The organism is Aestuariispira insulae (assembly GCF_003385955.1).
Lineage (GTDB): Bacteria > Pseudomonadota > Alphaproteobacteria > UBA8366 > Aestuariispiraceae > Aestuariispira > Aestuariispira insulae.
In genome coordinates this window covers 17,457-39,986 of sequence record NZ_QRDW01000012.1, presented here as the reverse complement: position 1 = coordinate 39,986, position 22,530 = coordinate 17,457, and the positions used below count along the sequence as shown (strand labels likewise).

The window sequence follows — 22,530 nt, the reverse complement described above, 5'->3', positions numbered from 1 at the left end:
CTCTGGCCGTCCGGATGATCCGGGATTAATCATGTATGGCGGCAATGGCCCCGATGGTGTGGCTGACCTCGCCCTGTTCATTAAAAAGGGGGCAGTCTAGTGATTCAAAATTCACTTCCTGGCCGTTGGGCAGATAGAGCATGCCGTCACAGCGGCGCGGCACCTTGCTTTCACAGATTTCATGGCAATAGGCGGCCAGGGTCCGGCGGCTGGGCACCGCATCATCCAGGGTGAATTTCACGCCCTGCATGGTTTCCCCGACCAGATAGGCGACCTTGTCCCCGTTCAGGCGATATTCATACCAATCCTGATCCAGCACTTTGATCAAATAGATATTGGAGGTGAATTTGGCATGCTGGACAATATCGAAATCATCCCATTGCGGCGGCTGTGGCGCAAAAGAGGACCACCAGTCATAGAGATGTCGCACCACATCAGTGTGGAAAACTTCCCGGTCAAAAACCGGATAGCGGTAGATCATTTGGAAATTATCCTGCCGTTCGGCGTGATAATCGCCAAATCGCACCTTATCGCCTTCGATGGGTTCGCGCATATCTAGATCGTCCAGCCTTTTTAATCCACCATAGGATAATAGGAAGCCCTGCGCTGATTGGTCAATAGATCCGGTCTTTTCTGTTGCCAAAGATGCTGGACAACTTAGTCTTGGAGAACAGCGTTGTAACATTCGTTATGGGAGGCCGCGTAATGGGCAAAAGACCGGATGGGAATGGCTATTGGATTCCCGTTATTGATCAGGAAAGCGCTTTTGCCGCGGTGCGGATGGCGGGGCTGCCGGTACTGGCCTTGGGGTTTTATTCCTTGCTGGCTGGGCTGCTCAGCGCTGTAAGTCCGGAATTGAGTTGGCCCTGGGTGATGGGCTATAGCGTGATCGGCTTACTGTTTGTGCTCATGGCCTTCAGGATGCGGGCCGGGCGTGCGGGATGGTCGCCTGTGGCACTTGGATTGATGGTGCTGCTGCTATTGCTCAATCTGGCGGCAGTCATCTTGATAGTGACATTTAAGGGATGGTTCAATGGCACGGCAGGCATCGTTATCGCGCTTGTTTTCCCAGTCCTGTTCCTGGTTTTGGCATTGAACGGTTTCATCGGCTGGCGTCAGTTGAAGCGCCTGGGGACGGAAACGGGATTTTAGGCGGGGGAATTCACGCAATAAAAAAGGACCTGGCCGATCGGTCCAAGTCCTGGTCAATTCTGAGGAATGGCGCGCCCGGGAAGATTCGAACTCCCGACCCCTTGATTCGTAGTCAAGTACTCTATCCAGCTGAGCTACGGGCGCATAACCATGTTTTCCGTCTGCCAGGCTTCCTGCCCGACGGCGTGGGGTATAATCCCCGGTTGGGGCTTTGGCAACCCCGGAATCACAATTTTGCAAAAAAATATCTATTATTCGTTAAAATTCCTGTTTGGGCCGCAGGCTGTGACCTAATTACAACTGTCGGAAAATTTGGCAATCCTTGTCGGGGAGCATAGACATATATGCGCTTGTGGCTTTTCGTACAGTCAAGTAGTATCGCCCGAACCAAGAATGGAAGGGGTTGATTCCCTTTTATTGTTGAACAGGTTGTTGATCGCAGGGGTTTTGATTTAAACTGCGGGTTAATGTTGTTTTCGTCTGGATGTTGCGTCCTTGGTTTAGGGGTTTTGAACCGGTCCGCGCGCCGACGGTAAAAGATTTAAAAAGGCTGAATTGGGGCATGGGTTTTTCTAAGAAATTTGCCGTTACGTTGAGTGCAGCTAGTTTTCTGTTGGCCGGATGCGGAGATTCGCTCTGGCCTTCCCTGGAAGCATCAGATCCGTCCGGTGGCAGCAGTTCTTCGGCTCCTGCGACTGTGCAACCTGTGAACAACACTGCGCCGGTTGCCGAAACCGAAGTGCAACCGGTGGCCACCAATCCGGTGCCGCAGGCCCGCACATTGCCGGATGAAAATACCGGCACCTTCGTCGGCAATAAGGTCAGCAATATGGATGGCGACCTGGCCAAACTTCAACAAGGCGTCAATGCCATTGGTAGCCGAGTGGAACAGATCCAGCGCGAGGCCCAGGTCGGATCAGACCAGTATCACAGCCTGCTCGGCTTGATCACGGCGCGTCTGCAGCGCGGTACGACGCCGGGTAACCCGATCCTGGTGGATCAGTGGAACCAGGCCCAGGTCCAGCTCGAACAGGTGGCGGAAACCATTCCGCGCATGACCAAGCTGTCCAACGAAGCGGCGGAACAGGCGGCCTTTGGCCAGTATCTGTTGAGCGCAGTGCAGGCCACCTATGGCCTCAGCGGTGCGGTCGATGCGGACCATGAGCGCCTGCAGTCTTTGGAAGACCGGGTGCATCAGGAACTGGTTCAGGTGGATCGCCTGATGACCGACCTTTCCCAGGACATCAACCGCCAGAATGTTTATGTGAATAACGAACGCCAGAATATGACGACCCTGTCCCTGGCGATCAAAAATGGCGAGCTTTATGGTGCCAGCCTGGCAACTCGGGCCTTTACCCAGACCGAAAACCTGGCCCGCGCGGCCAGCCGGTCCGAACAGCCGCATCCGGGTGACCGTCCGCTGGTGATCATCCGCTTCGACCGCCCGAATGTGAATTATCAGCAGGCGCTTTATAATGCGGTGAGCCTGGCGCTGTCCCGCAAGCCGACCGCGACCTTTGATCTGGTGGCGATTAGCCCGCAACGCGGCACCTCGGCTCAAATTGCCCTGAACAGTGCTGCCGCCAAACGCAATGCGGAAGATGTGTTGCGCACCTTGACCGATATGGGTGTGCCCGGCAGTCGGGTGCAATTGCTGGCGACCGGGGACCCGAATGCGACCAATAACGAAGTGCGGCTTTACGTCCGCTAAGTTTGGTCACATTGCCAACATGATACTGCCGAACCCGGCCTTCCCACAGGAAGGCCGGGTTCTCGCTAAACAGGGCCGGAAACGGCCCGCCTCCCGCCTGAATAGGCGGCTTTTGCTATTGATCTGATATTGAAGGATTTCTTCCGTGAGCGATACTTACCGCATGGATTTTCCGGTTTCCTGGGACGAATTGCACCGCAATGCCCGCGCACTGGCTTGGCGTCTGTCTGAGTTGGGGCCGTTTGAAGGGATTGTTGCCATCACCCGCGGTGGCTTGGTGCCGGCCGCCATTGTGGCGCGCGAGCTGGAGATCCGTCTGATCGATACGGCCTGTGTGGCCACCTATGATAAGAAAGACATGGGTGACCCCAGCATCCTGAAAGGGGTTGAAGGGGCCGGTGAAGGCGAAGGCTGGCTGATCATCGATGATCTGGTGGATACCGGCACAACGGCCAGGGTGGTGCGCAACATGCTGCCAAAGGCGCATTTTGCCACCGTCTATGCCAAGCCCGCGGGGCGGCCGCTGGTGGATACCTTCATCACTGAAGTGTCCCAGGACACCTGGATCCTGTTCCCCTGGGATGTGGCGCCCGTTTACGCCAAGCCGATCAAGGAAATGCGCTAACCGCTAACCGCGCCGATCAGGGTTGTGTCAAAGTAAGGTAGTGGTGTTATGGAGCTCAAGTGGCTCGAAGATTTTGTCATGTTGGCCAATCAGCGCAGTTTTTCGCGTGCGGCCAAGATGCGCTATGTCACCCAGCCGGCCTTCTCTCGCCGGATCAAGGCGCTTGAAAACTGGCTCGGCACCTCCCTTGTAGATCGCAGTACCTACCCCACCACATTAACCGATGCGGGGCGGCAGTTCCGGGACACGGCGGAAGAAGTGTTGCGTATCATGCATGAGGCGCGCTCCGAATTTTCCAATCAGGAAAGCCGCGGTCGCGCCACCTTGCGGTTTTCCGCCTTGCATGCCATTTCGCTCAACTTCTTTCCGCAGTGGCTGCGCGCGATAGAGGGGGAATTGGGCGAACGGTTGATGACGAGCCTGATGCCGGGAAACTTGCACGATGTGGTCTCTTCCCTGGTAAACGGTAATTGTGATTTCCTGCTTTGCTTCACCCATGATGCGACACCGCTTCTGCTGGATCCGCAAAAATTTCCGGGCATTTGCCTGGCGGAGGAAAAGTTGATCCTGGTGGGGCCGGCCAATCATAAGGGGCGACCGATCTGGGATCTGCGCCTGGGCGGTGCAGATGACGGTATTCCGTTACTGGCCTATTCGCCGGATTGCTTTTTCGGCCGCGTCCAGGATCATATTCTGGCCCGGCCCGGGATTTCCAAACGATTCCGGCCTGTTTATGAAAATCCGATGGCGGAAGCCCTGAAAGCCATGGCTCTGGCGGGGCAGGGCGTGGCCTGGCTACCGGAAAGCGCGGTTCTTCAGGAGCTGGCCGATGGGCGGCTGATCGAAATCGGCGATGACAACTACCGAACCGAGCTTGGGATCAATCTTTTCCGTGCGGCGGATAAAAACCGCACGCAGGTGCGTAGGCTCTGGCATTGTGTAGAAGGCATGCAAAGCAAGATCGCCTGCTGACCGGTATTATTCTGAAGGTATGGCGGGATTGGTGATCGGGGCCATGATTTCCTCGATCAGGCCTTTTTGCTTCAGCTTCGCCAGTCCTTGGTTGAATTTCGCCAGGATCTCCGCGCCATTTTCCGTCTTGCGGGAAATCATCATATGGTAGTTCCAATCCTGGCCAAAGCGTGGGTCAAAATCGATCCTTGTGCGATCGATCCGTCCGGCAAGCGCCTGAATGGCTTCCTGGCCGCTATGATAGAGCTCGGGCACGAAATCCACCCGGCCCGACGCCAGCATTTGAAACAGGTTTTCGTTGGTCGGCACTTCGGTTACATGGACCCGGCCTTGTTGAATCAGATTGCCAAATTGATGACCAAAGGCGCTGGATTGGATCCGCCCCATGGTGAGCCCGGCAAAATCTTCGATTGTCTGAACCTTTAATGGGTTGTCTTTTGAGTAAAAGATCACCTCGCGGAAGGTGATCACGGTATCGCTCAGACGGAATTCCTGTTCGCGCTCAGGTGTGGCGACCCAGAAAAATGTGCCGTCCCAATGCCCGTCCTGCACCAGTTTGACCGCCCTGTTCCATGGGAAGAACCCGAATTCCACGTCGATTCCCACTTCTGCAAAGGCCAGTTTGGCGATATGGGAATAGGGGCCGTAATGCGGTAGGTTTTCCGATTGAAAGGGGGGCCATTCCCCATTGGTCAGCCGTACACGCTCGGCGGCTCCAGCGGGCAATATGCCGGCCAGGATAGTAATCGCGGTGATGAAACATAACGTGATCGTGCGCATTCGGAGCTGCCCCGTCGTCATTCATGCCGCCCACCCCGGGAGTAGGGATCATAGCAAATGAATCCCGACCTGCCTACCGTTAGCGGATGTCCTTGTAGGCGGGCACGCCTCCCAAGCCCTCTGCTTCATACACGCCACGGGCTATGGCACGTGCTACGCAATCGGCCGCACCGGCCCCCAGGCGGCTCAGATCCCAGGGATCCAGTAATTCGCTGTGGTCCTCTTCCCGCGCGGTGGACAGAACAAAAACAATATCACCATCCAGGGGGCTGTGCACCGGATGTAGGGCACGGGCAAAACCGTCCTGGGCCATTACGGCGACCCGCTTGGCCTGTGGCTGGGAAAGCGGCGCGTCGGTGGCCACGGTGACCAGGGTGGTGGCGGTGCGCAGCGGCCTCTTTTGCGGCATGTCCGGCACCGGTGGCTCTTGTTTGCCCGGCGGCTGCTGCCGGCCCAATTCACCGTCCCGTTCAAATGGCCAGGCCCAAAGGGTCGTCTGGTCCGGCATGACGGCGGAACCGACGGCATTGACGGCCGCCAGGGCCCCAATGGTATAGCCCAGTTGTTCATCGACCAGAGAGCAGCTGCCAAGCCCGCCTTTCAGATCGCCTGCTTGGGCGCCTAGGCCTGCACCGGCGTTGCCGAGCGCGAAATCCGTTCCGGCCATCTCACAGGCTTCGATGCCAAGGCTCCGGTAGGGCGGTGTTCCGTCCCAGCCTTTGTTGCCGCCGTTGAGCAGGTCGAACAGGATGGCGGCGGGCACTATGGGAATGCGCGCCTCGCCCACGGAAAAGCCGCGCCCCTGTTGGGCCAGCCATTGCATCACGCCGCCAGCGGCATCCAATCCGAAGGCGGAGCCACCGGACAAGGTGATGGCATCAACACGCTCTACAGTGCTTTCGGACGCCAGCATGTCGGTTTCACGGGTGCCGGGCGCGCCACCGCGCACATCAACGGCGGCGATGGCGGGGCGGTCAGCCAGGACGACGGTTGTGCCGGTCAGGGCTTCTGTATCCTCCGCATTGCCGACCTTGATGCCGGGAACATCGGTGATGAGATTTTTCGGTCCTGGATGAAGCAGCATGATCGGTTTCCTGTAGGAATTTCCTTTAACATAGGGATGTTAAAGGGAGCCAAGGGTTTTGTTAACTGATTTTACAGGGCTTTTTCCATGGAGAGACCGGTAACATCGAAACCTAGTGATCGATACAGGTTTTGAGCCGGTTGGTTGAAGCTGAATACATGGAGGCCGAGGGCTTCTGCTCCCAATGCCCGGGCTGTCTCTTCGAGGGCCTGCATGGTGGCACGTCCAAAACCGTTCCCCTGGAAATTATCAAGGATTTCAATCTCATAAATAAATCCGCGGCGCAGGCCGTAATCATCTTTCATCGCCAGCCAAGCGTGACCGATCGGGGTGCCTGTTTCTTCCTGGACCATGTACAGATGCTGGTCTTTGGTCTCCGGACCGTCAGGCAGCAGGCCTGTTATGCTGTCGTTGGCCAGCTTCCGGGCCTGGTCCGGGGCATAACCATGTGTGCGTTGCTTGTCATCGGCAAAGGACTGAATGGCATGATCCAGCCAGTTCGCGTAATAGGACGGGGTCATGGGCAGCAGATGAATGACTGGGGGCTTGGCCATTGAGGTTTTCTATTCGCAGGCGGATTTAAAAACCGTCAGCCAGTTCTTCCAGTTTTTCCATGTCGGGAATATCCACGATACCGCCTTCCAGAAGCCGGATGAAGCCGTCGCGCTTGAGGTTGGTAAAGGTCCGGCTGACGGTTTCCGTGGTCAGGCCCAGATAATCCCCAATGTCGGCCCGGCTCATCGGGACGGAGATGGGGCTGGGTTGTTCCCCGCGCTTCTCGGCGCGTCGTGACAAGGATAGCAGGAAGGAACAGACCTTCTCTTTGGCGCTCTTTCGGCCCAACAGCAGCATATGTTCCTGGGCCTGAACCAGTTCGTTTGATGCCATGCCCAAAAGCCGTTTTTCCATATGCGGAAACTGACTCAGCAGATCCTCAAGTTTGGTGCTGGGAAAGCGGCATAACTTAACCTGATTTACCGCCTCGGCGGAATAGGCATAAATATCGTTCAAAGCGATCCCGAGGAAGTCGCCTGCGAACAGAAAGCCGGTGATCTGGCGCCGGCCATCGGGCATCAGTTTGTAAAGTTTCACCGCGCCGCCGGTTACATTGAACAACGACCCGGCAACTTCGCCTTCATCAATGATGGGTTCCCGGGGGGCAACATCAACCGTGGTGACGATCTGGGACAGGATCTCCATCTCATCTTCGCGCAGCACATTGCAAAGAGAAAGATCCCGAACGGAACAGGCGGCGCAAGGAGTGCCAGCCAGCGGGTCCGGCTTTGGCTGGGGGGCTGCATTTATAAGCGGTGCTGCCGCATCTTGTTTGGAAGAGCTCACGTGCTCTGGCCTTTCTTAAATCCCGAATTGCCCATCGTTTTAATCTTTTTGGGCCCCTTTGTCCGGGGCATCCAATCCATGGGCGACAGTCTAGAACATGTCCTTGAAAATAGGAACCATTTTGACTGCGTATCCCGCTACGCCGTTGGCGTCAGGAAGACATTGGCTGTATGTGACAGCACCTAATCCGGCGCTAGGGATACTGCCGGGGCAGGGTTGTGTCAATTGACGGATCTGCGACAAATTGGTCCATTCCCATAGCATCCGGATCGGGTTGTTTTATTTCACCCAGGGCAGTTCCAGCCGGAAGATGGTGCCTTCCGCGCTGGTGGATTGCAGGGACAGATCCCCGCCATGGCCGCGCGCCAACTCTCGTGCGATGGCCAGCCCGAGGCCGGTGCCGCCGGACCGTCCAGATCCTTCAAAGGCCTGGAACATGTTCTTTTGGGCCCGCGGCGGCAGACCCGGCCCATCATCAGAGATCTCGAGGGCCAGGGTTTTCCTGTCATCCGTCTGGGAGGGGCAGGTCACCCGGATCTGTCGGGCCCCTGCCTGGGCCGCATTACGGGCGAGATTCTGCAGGATGCGGAACATTTGATCCCGATCGGCATTCAGTTCCAGGGCGCAATCCCGACCGAAGCTTAAGGTGGCCCCGTTAGGCAGGCCTTCCCCCACCTCCAACAGCAGCCGGTCGAGCGGGAAACAGCTTCTGTTGAGCGGCGGCCGGTCCTGACCGACATAATTCAATGTCTGTCCACACAGCGCCACCGCACGGTCAATGGAGGAAATCAGGGTTGGTGCGATTTTGCGGACCTTGGGGTCCTCGGATGCTTCCAGGGCGTCGGAAACCACCAGGGCGGTCGACAAAATTCCCTTGAGATCGTGATTGATTTTGGCAACGGCGGTACCAAGGGCCGCAAGATGCGCCTTTTGCCGGAGCATGCCGTGAAGGCTGCGCTGCAATCCGGCCAGCTGGCGCTGGGCGCGGCCAACCTCGTCCCGGCGGCGGCCGGGGGTCATGATCCGGCTTTCATCCTCGGGATTTTCGGCGAAGCCGACCATATTGGCGGTGAAGCGGCGCATGGGCCGGACCAGGAACCATTGCAGTGACAGATAAACCAGGCCCGCTGTCACCAGGGAAATGGCGAGCGACAGCAGGAAGATCCGCCCAGCAAAAGAGACCATTGCCTCTTGCAGGGGGCCTTCATCCAGAATCAGGTCAATTTCCGCGGCTTCATCCTTGGGCGACAGGCCGACGATCCGCATCACGCGGTTTTCACCCCCGGTCAGGGTTTCAAGTGCATCCATGATCAATTCCGGGGCCATGGCACCACGCAGATCATAAGTAACATCCACAGCAGGTGGCATATCGTTGATCAGGGCGACCTTGACCCCGATCCGCCGGACGGCGATGGAACGCGCGCCCACATGTTTCAACAATTCCATCTGCAATTGTTCCGAGACCATGCCATCGGGTGTGGCATCCAATGCCAGGATCGCCAGGTGGCCCGCGCCAAGCTTTTCATTCAGCCAGTTCATCCGGAAATTCGCGACGGACGGCAAGAAGACAAAGACCTCAGTGAGCATGACAAAGCTGATGGTCAGGATCAGCAGGCGCGCGGACAGGCTGTGGACCAGCGCATGCCACATGGTTTCGCCGTTGGTGGCGGATTTTGGATCAATGGGTCCCGTCATGGGAAAACTATAACATTGTCAGAAGGTTAATCAAAACCAAACCCCCCGGTGGGGGCGTGGGGTGGCGGATTTCAGTCTTCGGCTTGCGTGCCCTTGATCTTTTTATAGACCACCGGCAGCAGTGCAATCCCGCACAAAAGGATAATCCCGGTCAGGATTTCCGGGGTTAAAACCCCTTCCAGCGAAATCTCGCCGCCCTGTTCCAGGATCGAGCCCAGGCCAGCACCGACATAGTTATAGGCGGCGCTGCCGGGAATGATGCCGAAGAAGGTAGCAATCACATAGTTGCGCACGGACACGCCGAGAAAAGCCGGGGCCAGATTGACCGCGACAAAGGGGAAAAGCGGCACGAGGCGCAGGAAAAAAAGATAGCTGAGCTCGTTTTCGTGAAACCCCTTCTCCAGCTTGTCCAGCCAGGGGCCGGCTTTTTCATGCAGCAATTCGCCAAGGGAAGTTTTGGCGACCAGAAACAGGGCTGTTGCCCCGATGGTCGCGCCCATAACCGTATAGGCGGTGCCGAGAACCGCGCCGAACATGAAGCCGCCGGCCAGGGTGATCACGGTCGCGATCGGCAGGGAAAACAGGGTGCAGAGTGCATATAGAATAATGAAGGCCAGGGCGGCCAAAAGGGCATTTTCCTGGACGAAGCTGGTCAGGGTTGCGTGGTTTTCCTTTAGGGATTCCGGGGTGAAATGTTCGTGCAGGCCGGTGGCGATGAAAAGAATGAAAACGGCGATCAACAGATAAACGGGTAATAGACGTTTATGGATCGACTTTTTTTCCTGCATTTCCAATTCAACTTCCGTCATCGCTTAAAACCTGTGTTTGATTTTATCTGCAGGCGGGATATAAAGCCCACAGCTAATTGTTATTGCCCCACGAATGCGTTGTAGCCTGTGCGGCTCTGACGTGCCAGTAAACGCTCCGTGAGAGACGCGCGAGCGGTTTGTTAATAGGTGAGTTTTTGCCCCTTCGGCCCGGATAGAGTCGTTTGCGGCGACTCATCCGTTGACTTGCACGGCCATGCACACTATACAGCGGCGTTCGAATTTCCGGGCCTATGCCCAACTCTAGGAGAAGAAACGTGAAACGCACCTATCAGCCGAGCCGGCTCGTTCGCAAGCGTCGCCACGGATTCCGTGCACGCATGGCTACCAAAGCTGGTCGTACCATTCTGGCCAATCGCCGGGCCAAAGGTCGCAAGCGTCTGTCCGCTTAAGACCCGATGTTACCCGCCGTTGAAAGATTGACGCGGCGGTCTGAATACCTGCGTGTAGCAGGTGCTCGGCGAAGCGCCGCGATGCCCGGTCTGGTTCTCCAGGCACGGGAATCCAACATGCAGGAAGCGACGATCCGGGTCGGGTTCACTGCCAGCCGCAAGGTCGGCAAGGCGGTGGTCCGAAACCGGGCCCGTCGGCGGTTAAAGGCAGTGGCACGGGAAATCCTGCCACTTTTTGCGCTTCCGGGGCATGATTATGTCCTGATCGCACGGGCCGGCACGGTAGACCGGCCTTATCCAGCCCTTATCCGTGATCTCAAGAAGGCCTTGAAACGCTTGAAGCTTCGGCGTGACAAGGAAGAAGAGGTGGGGGCGGAAGCTTCTTAAACCCCCTCGCCAATTGAAACAGAGCGAGTTGACTTGAGCAGGCCGCAAGCCCGGTGATCCAACCGGCAGGTTTGCGCGAACCGGGGTTTTCATGGAACAGAAGAACGCCTTTCTAGCCATCATCCTTTCCATTTTGGTGTGGGGGGGATTCCAATATTTCGCCCCGGCCCCGCAGCCGGTCGCGCCGCAGGAACAAACGGCTGACGGCGTTGCCACGCCGCAACCGGGCAGCAGTGCGCCAACCGCTCTGGAAACGCCGACATTGGAGACGATCCGCGACAAAGCGGAAGTGCTGGCTGAAAGCCCGCGTGTTAAAATTGAATCGCCTGTTCTTACAGGCTCGATCAATCTTCGTGGTGCCCGCCTTGACGATCTGGTTTTGCCGGAATTCAAAGAGACGCTGGATGAAGACAGCAAGAATATCGTTCTGCTGCGCCCAGAAGGCACGAAAGGCGCGTTTTTCGCCAGCATGGGGATGTGGGCGTCAAAAGGCGTCGAGGCACCGAAGGCCGATACCGTATGGTCGGCGGATCGGGAAATCCTGACACCGGGCAATTCCGTGACCCTGTCTTGGACCAACCCAGCGGGTGTCGTGTTCCAACAGGTCTACAGCCTGGATGAACATTATCTGTTTACGATTGAGCAGAAGGTCATCAATAACAGCGCCGATGAAATCCAGGTGGCGCCTTATGGCACAATCCGTCGCCTTGGCACGCCGCAGACCGAAGGTTTTTATATCCTGCATGAGGGTTTCACTGGTGTTTTGGATGAAAGCCTGAAGGAAGAGAGCTACGAAAACGTTCAGGATGCGGAAAAAGGCACCGTGAGCTTTGAGAGCGAAGGTGGTTGGGTCGCGATCACCGACAAATACTGGCAGACAGCTCTGCTGCCGGATCAGGGCAAGAAGATCAAAGCCCAGTATCTGGCCAAGGCGAGCGGAAACGATTTCAATTATACCGCCAATTTCATCAATGAGCAGAGCACGGTTCTCGCACCTGGTGCCGCTTTCGAAAGCAAGGACCACATCTTTGCCGGGGCGAAAAAAGCCATCTTGATTGATGAATACAAAGAGCAGCTGGAACTGCCGCTGTTCGACCGATCTGTAGATTTTGGTTATTTCCATTTCCTGACCCGGCCGATGTATTACATCATCCATTGGCTGAACGAATTCCTGGGCAATTTTGGCCTGGCGATCCTGGCTCTGACGCTAGGCATCAAGATCATCCTGCTGCCGCTGGCGCATAAATCCTATGTCTCCATGAGCCGCATGAAACTTTTGCAGCCGAAAATGCAGGAGTTGAAGGAAAAGCACGGGGATGACCGTCAGAAGCTGAATATGGCAATGATGGAGCTCTACAAGAAGGAAAAGGTCAATCCGTTGGCCGGTTGTCTGCCGATCCTGGTGCAGATCCCGATCTTCTTTGCGCTCTATAAGGTTCTCTTCATCAATATTGAAATGCGCCATGCGCCCTTCTTCGGCTGGATTCAGGATCTGTCCGCGCCCGATCCGTTGGGGCTGCTGACCGGTTTTGGTCTGATTGAATGGCAGGTGCCGGCGATGTTGGCATTTTTCAACGTCGGGATCTGGCCGCTGATCATGGGGCTGACCATGTGGCTGCAGCAGAAACTCAATCCGGCCCCCGCCGATCCGATCCAGCAGAAGATCTTCACCTTCATGCCGATCATCTTCACTTTCATGCTGGGCACTTTCCCGGCGGGCCTGGTGATCTATTGGGCCTGGAACAACACGCTGTCCATTGCGCAGCAATATCTGATTATGAAGAAAATGGGTGTTGCCGTCGGCGGCGGCGCGGCCAAGGCTTCCTGATCCGGAAATTATGCTACACTTCAAGGCCCCGTCATCGTACGGGGCCTTTTGATGACGGGAAGAAAGAATGCAATTCACCGATGAAGAGATTGAGCAGGGCCGCCTGCTCTTTGCGCAATCCTGCCAGTTCCTGCTTGGTGTCGCCAATCTGAAACAGCTGCCGGGTGATGTTCTGCCGGAGATCGCTTTTGCCGGCCGCTCCAATGTGGGCAAATCCAGCCTGGTCAACGCTCTGACCGGCAGGAAGACGCTGGCGCGCACCTCTAATACGCCTGGCCGGACGCGGGAATTGAATTTCTTCAATCTGGGCGACCGTCTGATGATGGTTGATTTGCCGGGCCATGGTTATGCACGTGTTTCCAAGACCGAGGTCCATGGCTGGACCAAACTGGTGCGGGATTATCTGCGCGGTCGTCAATCCTTGAAGAAACTGTGCCTGCTGGTGGATGCCCGGCATGGCCTGAAGGATACGGACGAAGAATTGATGGATATGATGGATGAGGCGGGTGTCGCCTACCAGTTGATCCTGACCAAGGTTGATAAGGTCAAGACCCAGCAGCGCGACAAGACCTTGGCCGGTGTCCAGGCGGCGATCAAAAAGCGCGCCGCAGCGTTCCCGGAAGTCATGGTGACCAGCTCACACAAAGGCTGGGGCGTGCCGGAACTGCGGGCCCTGTTGAACGGGGTGGCGTCACCTACGCCGATCGCGCGGGGCTGATCTGCCAGCCCTCTGGACAGAGGGAGTGGGCGCGTTAATGTAAATGAAAATGAACGGCCTGGTTGCGGGCCGGAACCGAACGGGGTTGATATGAGCACAGAAAAAAACCAGCGTCGTCTCGAATGGCTTGAAAAAGCGGGCATCCTGACCGAGGCACTGCCCAATATGCGCCGCTATTCCGGTAAGTCGATCACGGTCAAATATGGCGGCCATGCCATGGGTGACGCCACTTTGGCCAAGAAATTCGCCAGTGATATCGTGCTGTTGAAACAGGTTGGCATCAACCCGGTGGTGGTGCATGGCGGTGGCCCGCAGATTGGCGCCATGCTCAAGAAGCTGGAGAAGGAAAGCGAGTTTGTCGACGGGCTGCGTGTGACGGATGAGGAAACCGTGGCGATTGCCGAAATGGTACTGTCCGGATCGCTCAACAAAAGCATTGTGGCGGCGATCCAGTCCGCAGGGGGCAATGCGGTCGGCCTGTCCGGCAAGGATGGCGGCCTGATCACGGCCCGCAAGATCACGCGGACCAAGAAGGATCCGGATTCCAACATCGAAAAGGTTCTGGATCTGGGCTTTGTCGGGGAACCGGTGGCGGTCAACCCGTCGTTGCTGGTCAATCTGATGGCGGCGGAATTTATTCCGGTGATCGCGCCGATTGGCTGGGGCGAGGATGAGCATACATACAATATCAATGCGGATACTGCCGCTGGTGCCATTGCCAGCGCGACCAACTCACGGCGTCTGCTGATGCTGACCGATGTGGCCGGTGTGCTGGATAAAGAGGGTAAACTGATCCGGGAAATGAATGTCAGCCGCGCGCGCGAGCTGATGGAGGATGGCACCTTGTCGGGCGGCATGATCCCGAAGGTGGAAACCTGCATCAAGGCGATCGAAGAAGGGGCCGACGCGGCCGTGATCCTGGATGGGCGTCATGCCCATGCGGTGCTGTTGGAGATTTTCACTGAAATGGGGGCGGGTACCCTGATCAAGGCGGGGTGATCCCGCCTTTTGCCGCTTGACCGTTCAGCCCTGCAATCCAAAGAGAATCTTTTTCATCGCCGGCTCCGTCAGACTGTAGCTGCCGTCCGGTTTCGGTGACACCAGGCCTTTTTGATCGATCCGGGCATATTGCATCTGGACCCGCCGTGCAAAATGCGGGCTCAGTCCCGCTTTCCAGCAAATGGCGGTGATCTCACGCGCCTGCGGGCGGCCAAATGTTTTGCCGATTAATCCGTAGGGCAGGTCGGCCAGGATGGCGACAGCGGCGATCACAAATTTCTTGCGATCCTCGTCAAAGGCTTCGTCGATCGCGTCTGCATCCAGGCCGCCCACCTGATGCAGGGTCTGGACATGCTGGAACTCCTCGTCATCGGTGCTCCATTCGTCTTCTGCTCCGTTTTCCGCCTCGTCCTCCTCCTCAGCGGCTTCGCGCTCGGCTTCCTCTTCTTCCCAGGTTTTTTGCTTCTCTTCCTCCCGGGCCGCCTTGGCCTCATCGGCCAGGCGTTTTTCAACCGCCATGGTCAGCGCCACCAAGGTGTCATCATCCAGGTCGTTGCGCTGCTGCAGCTGGTCCAACAGGTTCATGGCGACAAAGGAGGCCAGGCGCTGGGCCGCGTTGGAGGAAAGCTTCGGCCGTGAGACCAGCGGGCCGTGCCATGCGGGGACGCAGGGGGCCTGGTCCAGGATGGTATTCATGGTGCCTTCATTGATCTCGGCCCTTGGGTTCTCCAGCAGATGGCCGATGGCATCCCGGTCGCCGCTATCCACAATGGCCTCGCTCAGGTCGGCTGACAATTGCGCGCGCCTGGATATGGCCGAGATGGCACCTTGCACCGGTTTCTGGTGGATGATGTCGGCCAGATCGGCATCGTTGAAAACCGGTGAGAATTGCAAGACCGGCTCCGCCACGATCAGTTCGGCATCGGTGGCCAGTTGGTGGACCAGGGATTTTGGCACCTCCGGCAGATCCTTGATCGCATCGGCCAGGATCTGGCGTACCCGGACAACCTGATCGACCGCCAGCAATTCCAGCATCTGCACGGTCACTTCATAGACCGCCTTACGCTTGTCTTCGGTGAGATCGGGGGTGATGCGGTTGATCTTGTTCACCAGGTCATGCCGGACTTCGGGCGATTCATCGCTGGTCAGCAACAGGTCCGCCTGGCGTGGCGTATTGGGGTTACAGGCAACCGCCCGGCGGATGTCGATATCCGTATCCTTGGCCAGGAAATAGAGAATCTCCGGCGGCGTTGCCGGATGTTCGGCAAGCGCCTTCCTGATCTTCGGATCATCCTCCGCGGCAAGGTCGCGGGCCTGCTCATAGGTCAGCCGGGCCGGAACCCGCGGGTGGGAAGGGATGAATTCTTGGTCCGTCATTCGGGCTGTCTGAAACATTCTCGGAAAATGATTACTCTTGCCAGCATGATAGCGGTAAAAGGATGAGCGACAAGTTAATATGCGTCATTAAGTTATACGTTTGCAGGCTTTGAGACTGGCGCGGAAACGTGTAGAAAGGCCCGGCACCCCGTTTAGAAGGTTGAGACGGGAAATGGAACCTCAATATGGATGACGATGATATGAATGCTGCCCAGGGCCTGTTGGCGTCGGAAACCTGGATCTTTGATCTGGATAACACCCTTTATCCCGAACGCTGTAACCTGTTTGCCCAAATCGACAAACAGATGGGGGCCTTTATCACGGATTTCCTGGGCGTTGACCACACCGAAGCCAAAACCATCCAGAAACGCTATTTCCTGGAACATGGCACGACCCTCAATGGATTAATGCATCACCATGGCATGGACCCGGCGAAATTCCTGCATTTTGTCCATGACATTGATTATTCGCCGGTCTTGAGGGATGACCGGCTGAACACGGCCCTTGAGGCATTGCCGGGCCGCAAACTGATTTTCACTAACGGCACGGTCGCCCATGCGGATGCGGTGCTGGACCGGATCGGTATCGCCCATCATTTTGACGGGACCTTTGATATCGTCGCGGCGGATTACCAGCCCAAGCCCAATGCCGAGCCCTATCACAAGATGGTGGCGGCATTTGACGTTGATCCGGCTAAGGCGGTTTTTGTCGAGGATATGGCCAAAAACCTCAAGGTGCCGGCGGAGATGGGTATGAAGACGGTCTGGGTGAAAACCAAGGCGGAATGGTCGTCTTTTGGATCGGAAGGCGGCCATGTGCAGCATATCACCGATGATCTGACCGATTGGCTGCACGCCTTGGTGCGCGGCGAATATAGCCTCTGACCCGGCGGCCCGGGCGGGTCTGCTTAAAACCGTTGCAAACCGGGCGTTTCACGCCTATTTTGCGCGCGCTTGACTGTTATTTGAACCGGAACGTCCATGACCGACTTATCCAAAATCCGCAATTTCTCCATCATTGCCCATATTGATCATGGGAAATCCACGTTGGCCGATCGCATGATCCAGGTCTGCGGTGGCCTGACCGATCGTGAGATGAAGGAGCAGGTCCTGGACAATATGGAGCTGGAGCGTGAGCGCGGCATCACCATCAAGGCCCAGACCGTGCGCCTGGAATATAAGGCCAAGGATGGTGAGACCTATATCCTGAACCTGATGGATACTCCGGGCCATGTGGATTTCGCCTATGAGGTTTCCCGCTCGCTGGCGGCCTGCGAGGGCGCGCTTCTCGTGGTGGATGCTTCCCAGGGGGTCGAGGCGCAGACTCTGGCCAACGTCTATCTGGCTTTGGATGGCGATCTGGAGCTGTTGCCGGTCCTGAACAAGATTGATCTGCCGGCGGCGGAACCCGAGCGGGTGCGCACTCAGATCGAAGATGTGATCGGTATCGATGCATCCGGTGCCCTGGAAATCTCCGCCAAGACCGGTATCGGCATCCAGGATGTGCTGGAAGCGGTCGTGACCGACCTGCCGGCCCCTGTTGGCGATCCCAATGCCAAGTTGCAGGCCATGCTGGTTGACAGCTGGTATGATCCATATTTGGGCGTGATCATCCTGGTGCGCGTGGTTGAGGGCACTTTGAAAAAGGGGGCGAAGGTGCGGATGATGTCCACCGGTCGCACCCATGATGTGGACCGGGTCGGTGTCTTCACGCCCAAACATGTGATGGTCAATGAATTGGGCCCGGGCGAGATGGGCTTCATCACCGCCTCGATCAAATCCGTTCATGATTGTAAGGTCGGTGACACCATCACCTATGAGAAGGATCCGGCGGATGCGGCGCTGCCGGGGTTCAAACCCTCCGTGCCGGTGGTGTTCTGCGGCCTCTTCCCGGTGGATGCCAGTGATTTTGAATATCTGCGCGAAAGCCTGGGCAAGCTTGCGCTCAATGACGCCAGCTTCAAATATGATACCGAAAGCAGTGCGGCCCTGGGCTTTGGTTTCCGCTGTGGTTTCCTGGGCCTTTTGCATCTGGAGATTATCCAGGAACGGCTGAACCGCGAATTTGACCTGGACCTGATTTCGACCGCGCCTTCCGTTGTCTACCGTATGGGCATGACCGACGGGACCGAGCAGGAATTGCACAATCCGGTCGATTACCCGGATGTCACCAAGATCAAATGGATCGAGGAGCCCTGGATCAAGGCCACCATCATGGTGCCGGACGAATTTTTGGGGCCGGTCCTGACCCTTTGCACCGAGCGCCGGGGAGAGCAGGTGGATCTGACCTATGTGGGCAACCGCGCGATGGTCGTCTATAACCTGCCGCTCAATGAAGTGGTGTTTGATTTCTATGACCGTTTGAAATCCATCTCCAAAGGCTATGCTTCTTTTGATTATGAGATTGTCGGCTATCGCGAAGGCGATTTGGTCAAGGTACAGATCCTGATCAACAGTGACCCGGTGGATGCGCTGGCCATGATCGTGCACCGTTCCCAGGCGGAATATCGTGGCCGCCAGATCTGTGCCCGCCTCAAGGACCTGATACCGCGTCAGCTGTTCAAGGTGGCATTGCAGGCGGCCATTGGCGGCAAGGTGATTGCCCGTGAAACTGTTGGTGCCTTGCGCAAGGATGTGACCGCGAAATGTTATGGCGGTGACATCACCCGAAAACGGAAACTGTTGGAAAAGCAGAAAGAGGGCAAGAAGCGCATGCGCCAGTTCGGCAAGGTGGAGATTCCGCAATCCGCCTTCCTGGAGGCGCTCAAAATGGGCGATAACTAGGTGTTGCGCTGAAGGAATAGAAGATCAAGAGCCGTTCCCGTATGCCGGGGGCGGCTTTTCTCTTTCAGGCGCGGTTATTTCTTCCGGAAGGTATAGCGCGGTCGTGAGCGGTCACGCCCCAGGATCATGAAGATCCCGGCCAGCACCAGCAGCCAGATGAAGAGGCGCACCAGCGCGTCCCAGGCCTGCAGCTGCAAGAGCCCGTTCTGGATCCAGTTCTGCCAGATGCCGGTGAGGCCCAAATGGCGCTCGATGATGACCTGGACATATTGCAGGCTGTCCACATGAAGATCGAACCACAGCTTGCCCGCCGGCAGCATGATATCCTCACCGCCCAGCCATAGGTAAAGCCCCAGGCCGAGCAGGGCCAGAGCCAGGATCAGAAATAATCTACCAATCAGGCGCAGAAGCAGCATTTTGATGCGATTTCCGACGGTTAGGTGCAATTGTGAACGCTAGCGCACGTTACCATGTGGGGAAAAAAGCGCAAGGGCGGCAAAAAAATGGCATTTTGGTTAAAACCCCTCTTGCACCACCCGGCCTCATCCGCTAGTTTCCCGGCGCCTGAGGGACATACCCGTGTTCTAAGGGACGCCAAGATCACTGGAGTGATGGCCGAGCGGCTTAAGGCGCACGCCTGGAAAGCGTGTTGGGGGCAACCCCTCGGGGGTTCGAATCCCCCTCACTCCGCCAGATATAAAAACCCCCGTTGAGACCCTAAGGTTTCCGGGGGTTTTTCTTATGGAAACCCTGGGTTCTGTCAGACTTCAAACCAGTTTGGAATCGTCACTCTAATTTGGAATACCTGCAGACTAAGTTGGAAATATCAGATCTATTTTTGAAGGAATGTACTTAGCAGATCAGATACAATTGCTTGAAATGGCTTGTATAATGAGGTTTCTGTTTCCCTGAAGCTTTGCAATTCCGGATTTCAGCTTGAAAATCAGCTTTCCAGACAATCTCGGAAAGATAACCTTCGTTGACTTGGAGGCCTCCAGCCTTTACGGCGGCTGGCCGATCGAACTGGGTTTTGCCCATCTATTTGACGACGGTACTATCCAGTCCGGCGCCTGGTTGATCTATCCGGATCAGGACTGGGTTGAGGATTGGGACTATTGGACAGGCTGGTCACTGGAATCCGAAACCATTCATGGGATTTCAAAGGAACTTTTACTGGACCAGGGGATCGCGGCCCAAAAAGTTGTCGAGCATTTTGAAGCGGAGATAGCTGAGACACTTCTGGTTTCCGATGCGCCTGCATATGATCAGGGATGGATCAGACAGCCGGCGTTGATAATAAACCGGTTCTGCATTCCATTCAGATTATCGCGGCCAACATCCCTGGAGTAGCCGAAAGTTGGCAGGACATTTTAAGCAATAAAAACTCAAAGGAACCTGACCATAGAGCGGAAGCCGATGCCTTATGGTGGGCAAAGGCATTCCTTGAAAAGAGTTTGTAATCTCAGGCAGGCACTGCACAGCTTTTTCTGGCTTTGGGTATCCGCGGGTACTTGGGAGTCATATCGGCTATCGCCGAAATGTATAAGCCTGCCCCTAATTACTAGACTTCCACTATTTTGGGCTCGAAAGCTGGCAACCCCATCCGGGCCCTCTCTTTGGGGTAGCACCGTTGACTGGAGACCACTCTACAGTCGTTTCCGACGATCCTGTCATAGTCATAGTGGGTGTGGCCAAAACACCAAAGTCTGGCGCCTGATTTTGCGACCAGATCTTCGTGGGCATTTTCGAAACCGGGCGAGATGGGGCCGCCATGAAACATCGGTGCGCCTGCATGTATGACCGGTGCGTGATGGGTTACAACAACAGTCTTCCCGGGATAGTCTTTTGCGAGTTCAGCTTCCAGCCAGGTGCGGCTTTGCCTATGAAGGTCCAAGGCATCTCCAATGGTGAACTTCCGTTCTCCATTCATGATGGCTCCATGAAAATCGTTCAGTGCACCTGCAACATTCCCGGCCGATATCTCAGGCGTGCCGTTTGAAGCGCAGTCGGTCCAATAGGTGCAGCCGAGAAATCGCACGCCATCAATTTCGATCTGTTCATTTTCAAGGAAGTGGACGTGATCGTTGGAAGCCGCTTTTAAGGCTTCCAGCGTGGGGTGAAGGTCATGCCGATAAAACTCATGATTGCCGGCCACATAGATCACCTGATGATTAGTCAGATTTTCTTTCGCCCATTCCATGCCATCGGTACCCAAGGCAATGTCTCCGGCCAGGATTACAACATCTATGTCTGAAGGCAGATCAGGCCTATAGGGTTCAAACTCGATATGGAGATCGGACATGACGGCGATTTTCACGGAAGGTTTTCCTTCTCAGTTTATTTAATGTTTTCCGGTCAAGGTTAAGCTGTGAGATCGGCGATATCCAGAACACTCGGAAACGGGAATGCTTCTGAATCGGCAGAGACAGAAGCGAAGTAGCTTCATACAGCTGAATTACATTCCGCTACCGCAATAATAAATAGTATGCTAATAATAATGTGTAATCAAGCATTCTCCCCCTTGAACTGGAGTTATGCGTGATTGATTTGTTTCGCTTTCGGAATAAGTCGCATGTTTGATCAATGGCATTCGCTCTGGCTCGGTCGGCCGCGTCCTTACCATGATGAATTATTGTCATCCTGGTTCACACGGATTGCGTTGAGTAATGGTCTGGCACCCAAGGATTTATATCCGATTTGTGAGCCTGGTGGCCGTCTCTATCGGTTTGATCTGGATAGAAATGCCACCAAATCTTTCTGTTCAGTTTTAGCTGAGCATACGGGTATAGATCCCCTGTTTCTCATGAATATGGGAATTCGACGTTATGAGAATTCCCTTCTTATTAAGCGATTGAAGAAATCCCGGATGGATTGGTTCCCTCCGGCCGGAGCCGGATTCAAAAGCTATGGGCAGCAGTATTGTCCTATATGTCTGGATAAGAAGGCGACCCCCTACTTCAAGCACCTTTGGCGGTTTTCATTCATCACGATATGTCCGAAACATGGTTGTGAGCTGATTGACCGGTGCAAGCAGTGCGGCAAACCGATAGAGCCTCTGCGCACACCCGCCGGCTCGGTGATTTCTTGTTGTAGCGTTTGTGGAAATGAACTGAGCCGTATGGCGAGAGTCCCATTGGTATCCAAGGCAGCACTCGACCTGCAGCAGAAACATTTGATGATACTGTGCCGAGGAAATGAGGCTGTCGGTGGCTATTGGCTGCATAGTATCATCTATTTCCAGCTGTTGATGGTATTGGTTCGTCTCCTGGGCTGCTCATTTTATGCCCGGGCCCTGCAGGAGCATCTAAAACTGCGGGCTGGATTGTTTCGCTCCGGACTGATCCCAAAGTTGCACGAAATAGAACAGTATAATCCACGATGCCGAAGGGAATTGCTTCTTGGAGCGGAATGGTTGCTGAAGTTCTGGCCTGGCCGGTTTGTGAGCTCCGGACGGATAGTGGAATTTGAACGCTGGCGTTTCATGCGCAGGCGGGAGCCGCTTCCGTACATCCTGCAAGATGTCATTGATCGCTACTTTGCGGAACCATGTATTCGTTTCAGGCAAAGTCAGATCGGCGAAGCAGCAAAAACACTGTCCTCGCATGCGATTGACCCAACAACTCCGAATATTGTCAATCTTGTTGGCCATCGAATTCGTGCCAAACCATTGCCGAATAAAAAGATTTCCCGATATTGGAAACTTGATGGTGTATCCCCTGAAGTCAAAGAGGCAGCCAAGTCTGCAGCACGCCTGGAGGGGGAGAATATTGCTAGCTGGGTTGAGGAAACGATCAAGCGAAGGTTGAAGGCTGAAGAAAAACTTGCCCGATGATTTCATAACTATCTCCAGTTGGGGAAA

The 22,530-nt window shown here is 55.8% G+C and carries 23 protein-coding genes and 2 tRNA genes; 14 read left to right on the top strand and 11 right to left on the bottom strand.

Annotated elements, in window-relative coordinates; translation table 11 throughout:
* Positions 1–25 precede the first annotated feature (25 nt).
* The gene (locus DFP90_RS19465; RefSeq protein ID WP_181905465.1) at positions 26–553 is read right to left on the bottom strand and encodes a PAS domain-containing protein; all 528 of its coding nucleotides are present in this window, start codon (positions 551–553) and stop codon (positions 26–28) included.
* Between the two features lie 152 nt (positions 554–705).
* Here DFP90_RS19465 and DFP90_RS19460 point away from each other — a divergent pair, with 152 nt between their 5' ends.
* On the top strand, positions 706–1,152 hold the full coding sequence (locus DFP90_RS19460; RefSeq protein WP_115938551.1) for a hypothetical protein: 447 nt from the start codon (positions 706–708) through the stop codon (positions 1,150–1,152).
* Positions 1,153–1,219: 67 nt separating this feature from the next.
* Here DFP90_RS19460 and DFP90_RS19455 read toward each other — a convergent pair.
* Positions 1,220–1,296 (bottom strand) — tRNA-Arg (locus DFP90_RS19455).
* 418 nt (positions 1,297–1,714) lie between these two features.
* On the opposite strand from DFP90_RS19455, the gene DFP90_RS19450 reads away from it, so the two are divergent.
* The 3 genes from DFP90_RS19450 to DFP90_RS19440 all read left to right on the top strand — a co-directional run bounded on the left by DFP90_RS19450 (position 1,715) and on the right by DFP90_RS19440 (position 4,460).
* On the top strand, positions 1,715–2,863 hold the full coding sequence (locus DFP90_RS19450) for a hypothetical protein (RefSeq protein WP_115938549.1): 1,149 nt from the start codon (positions 1,715–1,717) through the stop codon (positions 2,861–2,863).
* Positions 2,864–3,026: 163 nt separating this feature from the next.
* The gene (gene gpt / locus DFP90_RS19445; RefSeq protein ID WP_115938547.1) at positions 3,027–3,488 is read left to right on the top strand and encodes a xanthine phosphoribosyltransferase; all 462 of its coding nucleotides are present in this window, start codon (positions 3,027–3,029) and stop codon (positions 3,486–3,488) included.
* Positions 3,489–3,536: 48 nt separating this feature from the next.
* Complete coding sequence (locus DFP90_RS19440) at positions 3,537–4,460, top strand: LysR family transcriptional regulator (RefSeq protein WP_115938545.1); 924 nt, start codon at positions 3,537–3,539, stop codon at positions 4,458–4,460.
* A 6-nt stretch (positions 4,461–4,466) separates the two neighbouring features.
* Here DFP90_RS19440 and DFP90_RS19435 read toward each other — a convergent pair whose 3' ends face one another.
* The 6 genes from DFP90_RS19435 to DFP90_RS19410 all read right to left on the bottom strand — a co-directional run bounded on the left by DFP90_RS19435 (position 4,467) and on the right by DFP90_RS19410 (position 10,169).
* Positions 4,467–5,261 (bottom strand): substrate-binding periplasmic protein, encoded by a 795-nt coding sequence (locus DFP90_RS19435; RefSeq protein ID WP_115938543.1) that lies wholly within the window; start codon positions 5,259–5,261, stop codon positions 4,467–4,469.
* A 58-nt stretch (positions 5,262–5,319) separates the two neighbouring features.
* On the bottom strand, positions 5,320–6,324 hold the full coding sequence (locus DFP90_RS19430; protein ID WP_115938541.1) for a P1 family peptidase: 1,005 nt from the start codon (positions 6,322–6,324) through the stop codon (positions 5,320–5,322).
* A 71-nt stretch (positions 6,325–6,395) separates the two neighbouring features.
* Complete coding sequence (locus tag DFP90_RS19425) at positions 6,396–6,878, bottom strand: GNAT family N-acetyltransferase (protein WP_115938539.1); 483 nt, start codon at positions 6,876–6,878, stop codon at positions 6,396–6,398.
* Between the two features lie 25 nt (positions 6,879–6,903).
* On the bottom strand, positions 6,904–7,665 hold the full coding sequence (locus DFP90_RS19420; RefSeq protein ID WP_245957125.1) for a Crp/Fnr family transcriptional regulator: 762 nt from the start codon (positions 7,663–7,665) through the stop codon (positions 6,904–6,906).
* Positions 7,666–7,944: 279 nt separating this feature from the next.
* Positions 7,945–9,360, bottom strand: a complete 1,416-nt coding sequence (locus DFP90_RS19415) for a sensor histidine kinase (protein WP_115938537.1) — start codon at positions 9,358–9,360, stop codon at positions 7,945–7,947.
* Positions 9,361–9,431: 71 nt separating this feature from the next.
* Complete coding sequence (locus DFP90_RS19410) at positions 9,432–10,169, bottom strand: TVP38/TMEM64 family protein (RefSeq protein WP_218044748.1); 738 nt, start codon at positions 10,167–10,169, stop codon at positions 9,432–9,434.
* Between the two features lie 275 nt (positions 10,170–10,444).
* Here DFP90_RS19410 and rpmH point away from each other — a divergent pair, with 275 nt between their 5' ends.
* From rpmH to argB, 5 genes are all read left to right on the top strand, one after another.
* Positions 10,445–10,579, top strand: a complete 135-nt coding sequence (gene rpmH, locus DFP90_RS19405; protein ID WP_115938535.1) for a 50S ribosomal protein L34 — start codon at positions 10,445–10,447, stop codon at positions 10,577–10,579.
* Positions 10,580–10,585: 6 nt separating this feature from the next.
* Positions 10,586–10,966, top strand: a complete 381-nt coding sequence (gene rnpA / locus DFP90_RS19400; RefSeq protein WP_115938533.1) for a ribonuclease P protein component — start codon at positions 10,586–10,588, stop codon at positions 10,964–10,966.
* 91 nt (positions 10,967–11,057) lie between these two features.
* The gene (gene yidC / locus DFP90_RS19395; RefSeq protein WP_115938531.1) at positions 11,058–12,794 is read left to right on the top strand and encodes a membrane protein insertase YidC; all 1,737 of its coding nucleotides are present in this window, start codon (positions 11,058–11,060) and stop codon (positions 12,792–12,794) included.
* Positions 12,795–12,861: 67 nt separating this feature from the next.
* Positions 12,862–13,512 (top strand): ribosome biogenesis GTP-binding protein YihA/YsxC, encoded by a 651-nt coding sequence (gene yihA, locus DFP90_RS19390; RefSeq protein WP_115938529.1) that lies wholly within the window; start codon positions 12,862–12,864, stop codon positions 13,510–13,512.
* A gap of 90 nt (positions 13,513–13,602) precedes the next feature.
* Positions 13,603–14,511 carry an acetylglutamate kinase gene (argB, locus tag DFP90_RS19385; RefSeq protein ID WP_115938527.1) on the top strand — a complete coding sequence of 303 codons (909 nt, stop codon included), beginning with the start codon at positions 13,603–13,605 and terminating at the stop codon, positions 14,509–14,511.
* 24 nt (positions 14,512–14,535) lie between these two features.
* Here the strand turns inward: argB and DFP90_RS19380 are convergent, their stop codons facing one another.
* Entirely contained in the window at positions 14,536–15,888 is a 1,353-nt protein-coding gene (locus DFP90_RS19380; RefSeq protein WP_181905464.1) for a DUF2336 domain-containing protein, read from the bottom strand.
* 185 nt (positions 15,889–16,073) lie between these two features.
* On the opposite strand from DFP90_RS19380, the gene DFP90_RS19375 reads away from it, so the two are divergent.
* Together DFP90_RS19375 and lepA are read left to right on the top strand one after the other, a co-directional pair.
* A complete protein-coding gene (locus DFP90_RS19375) occupies positions 16,074–16,772 on the top strand; it encodes a pyrimidine 5'-nucleotidase (protein WP_245957124.1) in 699 nt (232 codons plus the stop codon).
* Between the two features lie 96 nt (positions 16,773–16,868).
* Positions 16,869–18,671, top strand: a complete 1,803-nt coding sequence (gene lepA, locus DFP90_RS19370; RefSeq protein ID WP_115938522.1) for a translation elongation factor 4 — start codon at positions 16,869–16,871, stop codon at positions 18,669–18,671.
* 74 nt (positions 18,672–18,745) lie between these two features.
* Here lepA and DFP90_RS19365 read toward each other — a convergent pair whose 3' ends face one another.
* Positions 18,746–19,087 carry a hypothetical protein gene (locus DFP90_RS19365; protein WP_115938520.1) on the bottom strand — a complete coding sequence of 114 codons (342 nt, stop codon included), beginning with the start codon at positions 19,085–19,087 and terminating at the stop codon, positions 18,746–18,748.
* Positions 19,088–19,276: 189 nt separating this feature from the next.
* Here DFP90_RS19365 and DFP90_RS19360 point away from each other — a divergent pair.
* Positions 19,277–19,364, top strand: a tRNA-Ser gene (locus tag DFP90_RS19360).
* Between the two features lie 243 nt (positions 19,365–19,607).
* Positions 19,608–20,021, top strand: coding sequence for a hypothetical protein (locus DFP90_RS19355; RefSeq protein WP_115938518.1), 414 nt, complete (start codon positions 19,608–19,610; stop codon positions 20,019–20,021).
* Between the two features lie 211 nt (positions 20,022–20,232).
* On the opposite strand, the gene DFP90_RS19350 is transcribed toward DFP90_RS19355, so the two are convergent.
* Positions 20,233–20,988, bottom strand: coding sequence for a metallophosphoesterase (locus tag DFP90_RS19350; RefSeq protein WP_115938516.1), 756 nt, complete (start codon positions 20,986–20,988; stop codon positions 20,233–20,235).
* Positions 20,989–21,243: 255 nt separating this feature from the next.
* On the opposite strand from DFP90_RS19350, the gene DFP90_RS19345 reads away from it, so the two are divergent.
* Positions 21,244–22,503, top strand: coding sequence for a TniQ family protein (locus DFP90_RS19345; RefSeq protein WP_115938514.1), 1,260 nt, complete (start codon positions 21,244–21,246; stop codon positions 22,501–22,503).
* The last annotated feature ends 27 nt before the right edge of the window (positions 22,504–22,530 follow it).

Bases quoted from the DNA above. Each gene is read 5' to 3' on its own strand.
- DFP90_RS19465 (WP_181905465.1), bottom strand. From the start codon at position 553: ATGCGCGAACCCATCGAAGGCGATAAGGTGCGATTTGGCGATTATCAC.
- DFP90_RS19460 (WP_115938551.1), top strand. From the start codon at position 706: ATGGGCAAAAGACCGGATGGGAATGGCTATTGGATTCCCGTTATTGAT.
- DFP90_RS19450 (WP_115938549.1), top strand. From the start codon at position 1,715: ATGGGTTTTTCTAAGAAATTTGCCGTTACGTTGAGTGCAGCTAGTTTT.
- gpt (WP_115938547.1), top strand. From the start codon at position 3,027: ATGGATTTTCCGGTTTCCTGGGACGAATTGCACCGCAATGCCCGCGCA.
- DFP90_RS19440 (WP_115938545.1), top strand. From the start codon at position 3,537: ATGGAGCTCAAGTGGCTCGAAGATTTTGTCATGTTGGCCAATCAGCGC.
- DFP90_RS19435 (WP_115938543.1), bottom strand. From the start codon at position 5,261: ATGACGACGGGGCAGCTCCGAATGCGCACGATCACGTTATGTTTCATC.
- DFP90_RS19430 (WP_115938541.1), bottom strand. From the start codon at position 6,324: ATGCTGCTTCATCCAGGACCGAAAAATCTCATCACCGATGTTCCCGGC.
- DFP90_RS19425 (WP_115938539.1), bottom strand. From the start codon at position 6,878: ATGGCCAAGCCCCCAGTCATTCATCTGCTGCCCATGACCCCGTCCTAT.
- DFP90_RS19415 (WP_115938537.1), bottom strand. From the start codon at position 9,360: ATGACGGGACCCATTGATCCAAAATCCGCCACCAACGGCGAAACCATG.
- DFP90_RS19410 (WP_218044748.1), bottom strand. From the start codon at position 10,169: ATGACGGAAGTTGAATTGGAAATGCAGGAAAAAAAGTCGATCCATAAA.
- rnpA (WP_115938533.1), top strand. From the start codon at position 10,586: ATGTTACCCGCCGTTGAAAGATTGACGCGGCGGTCTGAATACCTGCGT.
- yidC (WP_115938531.1), top strand. From the start codon at position 11,058: ATGGAACAGAAGAACGCCTTTCTAGCCATCATCCTTTCCATTTTGGTG.
- yihA (WP_115938529.1), top strand. From the start codon at position 12,862: ATGCAATTCACCGATGAAGAGATTGAGCAGGGCCGCCTGCTCTTTGCG.
- argB (WP_115938527.1), top strand. From the start codon at position 13,603: ATGAGCACAGAAAAAAACCAGCGTCGTCTCGAATGGCTTGAAAAAGCG.
- DFP90_RS19380 (WP_181905464.1), bottom strand. From the start codon at position 15,888: ATGACGGACCAAGAATTCATCCCTTCCCACCCGCGGGTTCCGGCCCGG.
- DFP90_RS19375 (WP_245957124.1), top strand. From the start codon at position 16,074: ATGGATGACGATGATATGAATGCTGCCCAGGGCCTGTTGGCGTCGGAA.
- lepA (WP_115938522.1), top strand. From the start codon at position 16,869: ATGACCGACTTATCCAAAATCCGCAATTTCTCCATCATTGCCCATATT.
- DFP90_RS19365 (WP_115938520.1), bottom strand. From the start codon at position 19,087: ATGCTGCTTCTGCGCCTGATTGGTAGATTATTTCTGATCCTGGCTCTG.
- DFP90_RS19345 (WP_115938514.1), top strand. From the start codon at position 21,244: ATGTTTGATCAATGGCATTCGCTCTGGCTCGGTCGGCCGCGTCCTTAC.